The sequence below is a fragment of the Proteus penneri genome (assembly GCF_003144535.1).
Lineage (GTDB): Bacteria > Pseudomonadota > Gammaproteobacteria > Enterobacterales > Enterobacteriaceae > Proteus > Proteus penneri.
The window spans coordinates 171,936-181,688 of sequence record NZ_PHFJ01000011.1 but is presented as its reverse complement, the minus strand read 5'-3'; the positions used below and the strand labels follow the sequence as shown (position 1 = coordinate 181,688).

General features: G+C 39.5%; 8 protein-coding genes and 1 riboswitch. Of the genes, 2 read left to right on the top strand and 6 right to left on the bottom strand.

Annotated features, from left to right (window positions below; all coding sequences use genetic code 11):
* Positions 1 to 231 precede the first annotated feature (231 nt).
* Together murI and btuB are read right to left on the bottom strand one after the other, a co-directional pair.
* Positions 232 to 1,098: a glutamate racemase gene (murI, locus tag CUB63_RS13800; RefSeq protein ID WP_109398886.1), complete on the bottom strand. Its 867-nt coding sequence runs from the start codon at positions 1,096 to 1,098 to the stop codon at positions 232 to 234.
* Positions 1,043 to 2,914, bottom strand: a complete 1,872-nt coding sequence (gene btuB / locus CUB63_RS13795) for a TonB-dependent vitamin B12 receptor BtuB (protein WP_109848282.1) — start codon at positions 2,912 to 2,914, stop codon at positions 1,043 to 1,045. Before btuB ends, murI begins: the two co-directional genes overlap by 56 nt.
* A 69-nt stretch (positions 2,915 to 2,983) precedes the next feature.
* Positions 2,984 to 3,191: riboswitch (cobalamin riboswitch) on the bottom strand.
* A 112-nt stretch (positions 3,192 to 3,303) separates the two neighbouring features.
* On the opposite strand from btuB, the gene trmA reads away from it, so the two are divergent.
* A complete protein-coding gene (gene trmA / locus CUB63_RS13790) occupies positions 3,304 to 4,401 on the top strand; it encodes a tRNA (uridine(54)-C5)-methyltransferase TrmA (RefSeq protein ID WP_109848281.1) in 1,098 nt (365 codons plus the stop codon).
* 123 nt (positions 4,402 to 4,524) lie between these two features.
* Here the strand turns inward: trmA and CUB63_RS13785 are convergent, their stop codons facing one another.
* Together CUB63_RS13785 and fabR are read right to left on the bottom strand one after the other, a co-directional pair.
* Positions 4,525 to 4,926 carry a YijD family membrane protein gene (locus tag CUB63_RS13785; RefSeq protein WP_072064632.1) on the bottom strand — a complete coding sequence of 134 codons (402 nt, stop codon included), beginning with the start codon at positions 4,924 to 4,926 and terminating at the stop codon, positions 4,525 to 4,527.
* Complete coding sequence (gene fabR, locus CUB63_RS13780) at positions 4,926 to 5,612, bottom strand: HTH-type transcriptional repressor FabR (protein WP_072064633.1); 687 nt, start codon at positions 5,610 to 5,612, stop codon at positions 4,926 to 4,928. The genes CUB63_RS13785 and fabR overlap by 1 nt, the downstream gene beginning before the upstream one ends.
* Before the next feature lie 199 nt (positions 5,613 to 5,811).
* On the opposite strand from fabR, the gene sthA reads away from it, so the two are divergent.
* Positions 5,812 to 7,209, top strand: coding sequence for a Si-specific NAD(P)(+) transhydrogenase (gene sthA, locus CUB63_RS13775; RefSeq protein ID WP_072064634.1), 1,398 nt, complete (start codon positions 5,812 to 5,814; stop codon positions 7,207 to 7,209).
* Here the strand turns inward: sthA and oxyR are convergent.
* Both oxyR and argH read right to left on the bottom strand, forming a co-directional pair.
* Positions 7,201 to 8,118, bottom strand: coding sequence for a DNA-binding transcriptional regulator OxyR (oxyR, locus tag CUB63_RS13770; protein ID WP_109848280.1), 918 nt, complete (start codon positions 8,116 to 8,118; stop codon positions 7,201 to 7,203). The genes sthA and oxyR overlap by 9 nt on opposite strands.
* Positions 8,119 to 8,308: 190 nt before the next feature.
* A complete protein-coding gene (gene argH / locus CUB63_RS13765; RefSeq protein WP_109848279.1) occupies positions 8,309 to 9,691 on the bottom strand; it encodes an argininosuccinate lyase in 1,383 nt (460 codons plus the stop codon).
* Positions 9,692 to 9,753: the final 62 nt, after the last annotated feature.

The following is a 9,753-nucleotide window of genomic DNA, read 5'->3' as shown; positions in this document are numbered from 1 at the left end:
GCTGCCGTTTCCGGTCTTCTGCGTTGTTGCGAGGAGGTGCATTCTACATCTTCCTCATTCAGTGTCAAGCGTTTATTTTCAAGGCTTTTCACTTTATTTTTTGTTCTCTCAGTCAGTTCACTTAGCGTGGTTTGCCGTGACAACGAGGGCGCATTATAGGGAGTTTTGTGAAGCTGGCAACACTTTTTTTTAGTTTTTTAACTGACCGTTGAATTTTCCACCAAATTGCACTTAAAGCGCTAGTTTTCTGAGCGATTCAAAGCCAAAACCCGCTAAAACAGGTTTTAATAATTCGCTATTCTCATCTTCTTTTAAGCAATAAGCGAAGCTAATTTCATTTGAACCTTTTATTTTCGCTTGATTTACGACCAACCACGCAGTTCTTCGTGCAATTGCAGCACCAGAATCGATAATTCGTGTGCCATCAGGTAAAACAGAAAGAAGTTCATCAGCTAATAAAGGGAAATGAGTACAGCCTAATACGACTGTATCTGGTGGCTCTTTCATTTTTAGCCAAGGTGTAAGAATTTTACGAAGCGCATCTAGAGAAACTTCCTCGCCATGAAGTTTCCTTTCTGCTAGTTCCACCAGCTCGGCTGAACCTAAAGAATGAACTTTGCAATCAGTTGCAAAGCGTTCTATCAGTTCATGGGTATAAGGGCGTTTAACTGTTGCTCTCGTCGCTAATAATCCAACGACCCCATTACAGGTTAATTTAGCGGCAGGCTTAATAGCAGGTACAACTCCCACAATAGGAATATCAGTAAACTTTGCACGTAAAGCAGGAAGGCTTACCGTACTAGCAGTATTACAGGCAATAACAATTGCCGCGAGAAAGTGCTTCTCAGCCACCGCGCTAACTATTCGAACAACACGGTCAATAATGAATTCTTGTGATTTCTCTCCATAAGGGAAAGCTTCATTATCGAAAACATAGATATAGTGAGCATCCGGTAATTTTTCACGGATCTCACGATAAACAGATAAACCGCCAACCCCCGAATCAAAAATCAATACAGTAGGGTTAGCGGTAGATAGTGCATCAGAAGTTGTAGCTTCCTGTGAGGAAGTATTCACGTCCTGGCGTGCGATAGCCATAAGCTGTCTCATAATCTTTATCAAACAGGTTGGCTATTCTACCACGAATTGAGAGATGCGATGTAATAGGATATGACGCAGTTAAATCCCAAATACTCACACCGCCTAGAGAAATAGGTTTTGATGAATAAGTTGAAGGATCATACTCTTTATCAGTACGTTGACCGATATATTGGTAAGTCACCCCCATATCTAATTTTTCGACTTGCCAATCAAGCTGATATTTCACTTGCTGACGAGCTCGACGATCAAGACGTTGGTGCGTTTCTTTATTTCTTGCATCTATATATTGGTAATTAAAGGTGTGATGGAAAATCCACGTATCCATTTCACCCGTAAATTCGACGCCTTTAATTAAAGCTTCTCCAATATTATAATTTTTCCATCCTTGCTTAGAATCAGCTTCAATTAAATTAGTAATATTATTTCTATATGCAGTCAAACGCCACTCTAAAGGTCCTGTTACGCCTTCAAAGCCCCCCTCCCACTGTTTACTCTTTTCGGGTTGTAAGTTTGGATTACTTCCCCATTCACTATAAAGTTGCATCAGTGTCGGTGCTTTAAATGCTGTACCATAACCACCAATCACACGATAGCCCTCAACGAACTCCCACGCTAAATTAGATTGCCACGTAGTATGCCAATTGTATTCAGAATGATGATCAGAACGTACCGATGCTTCTGCAATCACATTGCCTAACTTTTGCTGTCCAGTTAGATATAAGCCTGTATTATCGAAATGTTCTTTATTAGGAAATCCATTAGAACCTTCTTTAACAGATTGACGTTGCCAATCCACTCCACCACCTACACTGCCATTACCTAATAAAAGGTGATTACCCCACTGCACATTATATTGTTCAGAGTTGGTAAACCGGCTGCCTTTACCATAGCGACCTTGATGTGGATCGTAATCATAGTCTTTGGTGTAGTTATAACTGGTATTTAAAGAAGAAGAGTAGTTATCACGATGAAATTGCATACCTGCATCATAAGTGCGGCTAAACAATGCGCGAGTATCAACAATAATAGTATTATCGTTATAATCTGGTTCAGCATCATAAGCGGTACGATTATCAAAACCATAAGCCCTTGCAAATAAAGAAACGTTATCATTTATATCGTGATTAACACCTAACCATAGTGACTTATTCATAAAACCATCACGATCAGGTTGAGGATGCCCGCCTGTATTACCTCTCGCTTCTATATCGTAGCCTTTGGTATAGAGATAACTACCTGCCGCCGTTAGTGTTGTTTTATCACCAATTTTTTGTTTTACAGAGCCATCATATTCTTGATAACCATGAGAACCCATTGTGGCATTGAGTGTTCCTCCTTCTGTTTTTCTTTCTGTGAGGATATTAATCACACCACCAATTGCATCTGAACCATAAACAGAAGAACGAGGCCCTCTTATATATTCAATGCGTTGAACAAGAGAAAGCGGAATTTGGCTAATATCAGAACTACCAGACACATTAGCCTGATTTAAACGTACACCATCCACTAAAATAAGCACGTGGTTTGAATTTGTACCTCTGACAAATATTGAGCTTTGTTGCCCTATTCCACCGTTTTGCCCCACATCAATACCGGGCATTCTGCGTAATACATCAATAACACTATTACTCTGCCAACGATCAATCTGTTCACGTTCAACAACGGTGATAGGTGCTAAAATAGAAGAGTTCGGCTCTTGAAAGCGGTTTGCTGTCACACTTAATGTATCGCTGTTATTCGCAAACGCACTAAAACTCCCCACCATTACACTCAACGCTATATTTGAAATAAGAAAAACTTTTTTATTATTCATGAAAATCTGCATCCAACAGAATAAGTAGCAGGATGCCGCCAAAATTAAATAAAACGCGTATTTAATTTAAGATGCGACAGGTCTTCGGCAGGTCTTCGGACTCTAGGTTAAATAAACAATTTTGTGTATTTAAGATAATGACTTCCCACTGTACTTATTAAGGTACTTTGTAGTGTCTTTTATTATCCTTGATCCTATTACCGCTGCGCGTCAGTTCTGGCTTTGCACCAGATTCCCTTTTCACTCCTATTAGGAGACCGAACAGCTATGCTACGATTTCAACTCCACTGAGTCCAGAAATTGAACATGAAGAATACTGGACATCTTCATGAGGATCTCTACAATTTCGCTCGCTTAACTTTATTACTGCCAAAAAAAGGCGAGATACCATGCAGAATTCATTACCAACGCAAACATATCAGTCTCAACTGAATGAAAAAACACAACGTCTACAAACGATGATGGCTCCTTTTAATGCGCCTGAAGCAGAGGTTTTTTCATCACCAGAACAGCATTATCGTATGCGTGCGGAATTCCGTATCTGGCATGAAGACGATTCTCTCTATCATATTATGTTTGACCAAGAGACTAAGCAGCGTATTCGTGTTGACCAATTTCCGGTTGCTAGCCAGCTTATTAATAAAATGATGGTTGTCTTGTTGGCAGAAATAAAAGATAAACCAACACTCAGAAAGAAACTATTTCAGATTGATTATCTTTCTACGTTGAGTAATAAAATTATTGTCTCTTTGCTGTATCACAAGAAAATTGATGAAACTTGGCAACAAGAAGCACAAGCATTACGCCAGATCTTAATTGCTCAAGGCTTTGATGTGCAGTTAATCGGTCGTGCATATAAAACAAAAATTATGCTCGATAACGATTTTATTGATGAAGTGTTACCTGTCGCAGGTAAAGAGATGATTTATCGCCAAGTTGAAAATAGCTTCACGCAACCTAATGCTCAGGTCAATATTAAAATGTTGGAATGGGCATTAAAGGCAACAGAAAACGCGAAAGGTGATCTGCTTGAGTTGTATTGTGGTAATGGCAACTTTTCATTAGCACTCGCGCGTAATTTCGATCGCGTACTGGCAACAGAAATCGCAAAACCTTCTGTTTATGCCGCGCAATATAATATTGCAATGAACCATATTAATAATGTGAAAATTATTCGCATGTCTGCGGAAGATTTTACACAAGCAATGAATGGGGTAAGAGAATTTAAACGTCTAGAAGGGATTGATTTAAAAGATTACCAATGTGAAACCATTTTTGTCGATCCACCTCGTAGTGGTTTAGATGAGAAAACTGTAGAACTGGTTAAAACTTACCCTAGCATTTTATACATTTCTTGTAACCCAGAAACATTGTGCCAAAATTTAGAAACCCTAACAAAAACACATAAAATCAGCAAATTAGCTTTATTTGATCAATTCCCATATACCCATCATATGGAATGTGGTGTGTTATTAGAAAAAAGATAACTGCTTATTTCTCTTCTTAGAGTAAAAAATCCTTTAATAACGCGAATAAAAACAAAAACACCAGCAAGATAACTTGCTGGTGTCAAAATTTCGCTGTGTTTACAACAAATAGATAAGTACAGACTAGTACTGTTCTGCTTGTGATGCTCTCTCAGCTTCTTCTGCCTGTATACGTAAACGTTGACGATGTTTGAACTGACGATAAATCCATAACGCAACGATAACAATACAAACTGAAGAGAAGAAGTTTGAACCCCATTCAGGGTTAACGGTTCTGGTGTAAGCGTTATAACCGAAGAAGCCTAATAAAAAGAATGAAAAAATCAACTTAGGCATTCCATCAGTCATAGGTTGATTTAAATAGCGCTGATATAAACAGTAAACTGCCAAGATTAAACTGACGAGTGGGAAAACCGACCACGTTTCAATCAACGGGTTAAAAAAACTTGAATATGTACCATGTAAAGCGACACCAATGACTGCGGCAAGTAATAGCGTGCTTTTTTCACAGCGATTTTGTTCCATCATTTGTCTCCTTTCTGATGCGTTTTTTTCTTTATCTCTGGGTTATCTTGTTGAGGTATTTGCGTTTCTTGCTCACGTCGATACCAATAATAGGCACCTTTAGCAATCATTCGCAGCTGTATAACTAATCTTTCTTCTAATTGTTGACGCTTTTCAATATCGATATCCAGTGCTTCTGCGCCTGCACTAAATACAATAGTGACCATTGCTTCAGATTGCATTTCTGTAAAATAACGTGGCATATGACTCTCTTGCTCAAGATAGTCTGCCAGTTCTGCAATAAAATGTTGGATCTCTCGTGCGACTGCGGCACGAAATTCCGCCGAAGTCCCAGAACGCTCACGTAATAATAATCGAAACGCATTAGGATTATTGCCAATGAATTCCATAAAAGTGGCTACTGATGTTCTAATAACGCTACCACCTTTCGCAATACGTTGACGTGCTTGTCGCATCAGTTGGCGTAACATCAATCCACTTTCATCAACCATTGTCAGCCCAAGTTCATCCACATCTTTAAAATGGCGATAAAATGAGGTAGGCGCAATACCCGCCTCTCTAGCGACTTCTCGTAAACTTAAACTGGTAAAACTACGCTCGGCACTGAGTTGGCTAAAAGCTGCTTCAATTAAAGAGCGACGGGTTTTTTCTTTTTGTTTAGCTCTGATGCCAATATTATTACTCACAGAAATCCTGATAATCCTAATTTGGTTTATGCTCAATATATCAAACTTTGTTAAAAAAGCAGTGCGTACAATCATCTCTCAAGACACATTCTCATAAAAACTCAACAAAGTGTGACTAATGCCCTTAATGTCAATTGGGCTATTATTCATTCTAATGTTAATATACCGTTGTCGGTTTGTATAAAACAGGTCTCTTCCTATGCAACATTCTCATTTCGATGCCATTGTTATCGGTTCAGGTCCTGGCGGTGAAGGCGCGGCCATGGGGCTTGTTAAACAAGGAAAACGCGTCGCAGTTATAGAACGTTATAACAAAGTTGGTGGTGGCTGTACGCATTGGGGTACCATTCCCTCCAAAGCCCTACGCCATGCAGTAAGTCGCATTATCGAGTTTAATCAAAACCCACTTTATAGCGACCAATCTCGTCTTATTAACTCCTCTTTTTCTCAAATACTTCGTCAAGCCAGCACCGTGATTAGTCAGCAGACTAAAATGCGTCAAGGTTTTTACGAGCGTAATAATTGTACGATGTATTCGGGTGAAGCCGCATTTATTGACGAACACCGGGTCAGCGTGCGTTATCCTGATGGTACTTGCGATATTCTTTCGGCTGATAACTTTATTATTGCAACGGGCTCTCGCCCTTATTGCCCGCCAGATGTCGATTTTTCTCATTCTCGTATTTATAACAGTGACACTATTCTCGATTTAGAGCATGAGCCTCACCATGTCATTATTTATGGCGCAGGTGTCATTGGTTGTGAATATGCCTCTATCTTTAGAGGATTAAGAGTAAAAGTAGATTTAATCAATACTCGTGATCACCTATTGTCTTTCCTTGATCAAGAGATGTCTGATGCACTTTCTTATCACTTCTGGAATAACGGCATTGTTATTCGTCATAATGAAGAATACGAAAGCATTGAAGGTGTCGATGATGGTGTTATTGTTCACCTAAAATCAGGTAAAAAAGTCAAAGCAGATTGTCTACTTTATGCGAATGGCCGAACAGGAAATACAGACACTCTAGGCTTAGAAAACGTCGGTATTAAAACAGATAGTCGTGGGCTCGTTTCTGTTAATGCCCACTACCAAACCAGTTGTGAACACATTTATGCCGTAGGTGATGTTATTGGTTATCCAAGCCTAGCTTCAGCCGCTTATGATCAAGGCCGAATTGCGGCTTTAGCAATCACAACCGGAAAATCAGAAACACATTTAATTGAAGATATTCCAACGGGGATCTACACCATTCCTGAAATTAGTTCTGTTGGTAAAACAGAGCAACAACTCACTGCAATGAAAATCCCTTATGAAGTGGGTCGAGCTCAATTTAAACATCTGGCAAGAGCACAAATAGCAGGTATGAATGTGGGGAGTTTGAAAATTCTCTTCCACCGTGAAACCAAGCAGATTTTAGGTATTCACTGTTTCGGTGAGCGTGCGGCTGAAATTATTCATATCGGCCAAGCAATTATGGAGCAAAAAGGTGAAGGTAATACTATCGAGTATTTCGTTAATACCACCTTCAACTATCCAACAATGGCAGAAGCCTATCGTGTTGCGGCGCTTAATGGTTTAAACCGCTTATTTTAATGCGTTTTGTTTTTCTGCATAAAATGCGGTCATATGTTCACGGATTGTCTCTGCTAATTGTTCATAACGATTACGCAAAGGCGATCCGGGACGATAAACCAAAATAATAGAACGTGATGGATTTGGATCGGTACATTCTAAGTAACACACTCCATCACGTTTTTGTTCTTGAGGTACGGATAAATCAGGTAATAAGGTTATTCCACTACCAGCAGCGACCATATTACGTAATGTCTCTAAGCTCGTTGCTCTAAAATGAGTATCTTCTTTTGCGCCAGCTTGGAAACAGAACCCTAACGCTTGATCGCGTAAACAGTGTCCATCTTCTAACATTAATAAACGTTGACCCGCTAAGTCACCCATCGGCACAGAGCGACGTTCATGCCATGGATGTCCTTCATAAATCGCTAATTTCATTGGCTCTTCAAATAAAGGCACTTCAATAAACGGTGCACTCTCTTTAACCATTGCTAAAATTGCACAATCGAGTTTTCCACTATCTAATTGAGCTAATAAGCTATGAGTTTGTGCTTCATGAAGGTACATCTCTAACTTAGGGTAGTTTTTATGTAATTCAGGAATGATGTGGGGCAATAAATAAGGGCCAACAGTAGGGATAAGCCCAATATGTAAAGGTCCCGCCATACTTTCGCCTTGCAATGAAGCCATTTCTTGTAGCACTTTTACTTCACGTAAAACAGTTTTCGCTTGATCCACCAGCAATAAGCCTTGCTGGGTAAACAAAACCTTACGGCTCGTTCTTTCAAGTAACATTACACCGAGTTCATCTTCAAGTTTACGAATTTGACCACTTAATGTTGGCTGGCTCACATGGCAAGAATCTGCCGCCCGACGAAAATGTTTATGCTCAGCTAGAGCCACCAGATATTCCAAGTCACGGATATTCATTGCAGATCCCACATTTATTGCTGATAGTTAATGTCTATAGATAATATAGTAACTGATAAATTTTTCTATCAGTCGAATGTTATTCTGTCTCTCTTTTTCGATATTATCGGCAATTTAAAATAAAAAAACAGAGTGAAGTTCACCCTGTTCTTTTTTAATAACAGTAAGTTGTCTTAAATAAACTCTTTTCTTATTTATCTATATTTAAAACTTCTTTGGCTTTTGCTATCGCATAAGCAACCTGTTTTTGAGAAACACCCCCTTTTGCAAGACGTTTATCTAAACATGATTGAAGCGATAAAATATCGTACACATCAATCATAATTTTACTGTTAAACATCTGTAATTCAGAAAGCGGAAGCTCTTCAATCGCTTTACCTTGCTCAAGGGCGCAAACAACCACTTCACCCACAATATGGTGAGCTTCACGAAATGGCACGCCTTTAGCAACAAGATAATCTGCCAGTTCAGTCGCGTTGGCATAACCTTGTTTAGCGGCTTCTTCACAGCGAGGACGACGGATTTTAATGCCATCAAGAACTAATGTTGCCATATGCAAGCAATCAGACCATGTATCAATAGCATCAAATAACCCTTCTTTATCTTCTTGCATATCTTTATTGTAAGCCAAAGGCAGACCTTTTAAGGTCATCATCATGCCCGTTAATGCACCTTGAACACGTCCACATTTCCCACGAATAAGTTCAAGTGCATCTGGATTTTTCTTTTGAGGCATTAATGATGAGCCAGAGGTCACTTTGTCTGATAATTCAATAAAGCCCGCTTCACCACTATTAAAGAAAATAAGATCTTCTGCAAAACGAGATAAATGTACCATCCCAATAGATGCGCAAGATAATAGCTCCAAGACATGATCACGGTCGGATACACTGTCTAAACTATTGTTAGTTGCACTCGCAAAACCTAACCATTCCGCTAATTGTTCACGATCGATACCGTAAGCTGTACCCGCTAATGCACCGCATCCTAGTGGACTGATATCCAAACGTTTCAAAGCATCGGCTAAACGGCTTTCATCTCTAGCTAACATTTCATTGTAGGCTAAACACCAGTGTGCGAATGTTACTGGTTGAGCACGTTGTAAATGGGTATAACCCGGCATCACCGCATTTTGATTTTTTTCTGCGGTAATAACTAACGCTTTTTGTAACTCAACAATCGCTTGGCGAAGATGAATAACTTCTTCTTTACACCATAATTTTAAATCTGTTGCGACCTGATCATTACGACTACGCCCCGTATGTAATTTTTTACCTAAATCACCCACTTTGGCAATGAGCTTACTTTCAACCCAACTATGGATATCTTCTGCATCACTTTGCAAAATAGACTGCGGGTTTGCCGTTACTTCTTCTGATAATTCATTTAAAGCTTGCTCAAGTTGAGCTTGTTCATCTTGTGATAACACACCAACGGTGACTAACGCTTTAGACCAAGCTACTGAGCCAAAGATATCCTGTTGTGCCAGTCGAAAATCAAACCGCAGTGAATCATTGAATTGTTTAAACCGTTGATCAGCTTCCTGACTAAAACGTCCACCCCAGAGTGCCATAATCGCTTCCTGTATCTATTCTGTGTAATAAAAAAGAGTGAGAGTGATGCTTGTTAGCACCA

Bases quoted from the DNA above. Each gene is read 5' to 3' on its own strand.
- CUB63_RS13785 (WP_072064632.1), bottom strand. From the start codon at position 4,926: ATGGAACAAAATCGCTGTGAAAAAAGCACGCTATTACTTGCCGCAGTC.
- sthA (WP_072064634.1), top strand. From the start codon at position 5,812: ATGCAACATTCTCATTTCGATGCCATTGTTATCGGTTCAGGTCCTGGC.
- trmA (WP_109848281.1), top strand. From the start codon at position 3,304: ATGCAGAATTCATTACCAACGCAAACATATCAGTCTCAACTGAATGAA.
- btuB (WP_109848282.1), bottom strand. From the start codon at position 2,914: ATGAATAATAAAAAAGTTTTTCTTATTTCAAATATAGCGTTGAGTGTA.
- argH (WP_109848279.1), bottom strand. From the start codon at position 9,691: ATGGCACTCTGGGGTGGACGTTTTAGTCAGGAAGCTGATCAACGGTTT.
- oxyR (WP_109848280.1), bottom strand. From the start codon at position 8,118: ATGAATATCCGTGACTTGGAATATCTGGTGGCTCTAGCTGAGCATAAA.
- murI (WP_109398886.1), bottom strand. From the start codon at position 1,098: ATGGCTATCGCACGCCAGGACGTGAATACTTCCTCACAGGAAGCTACA.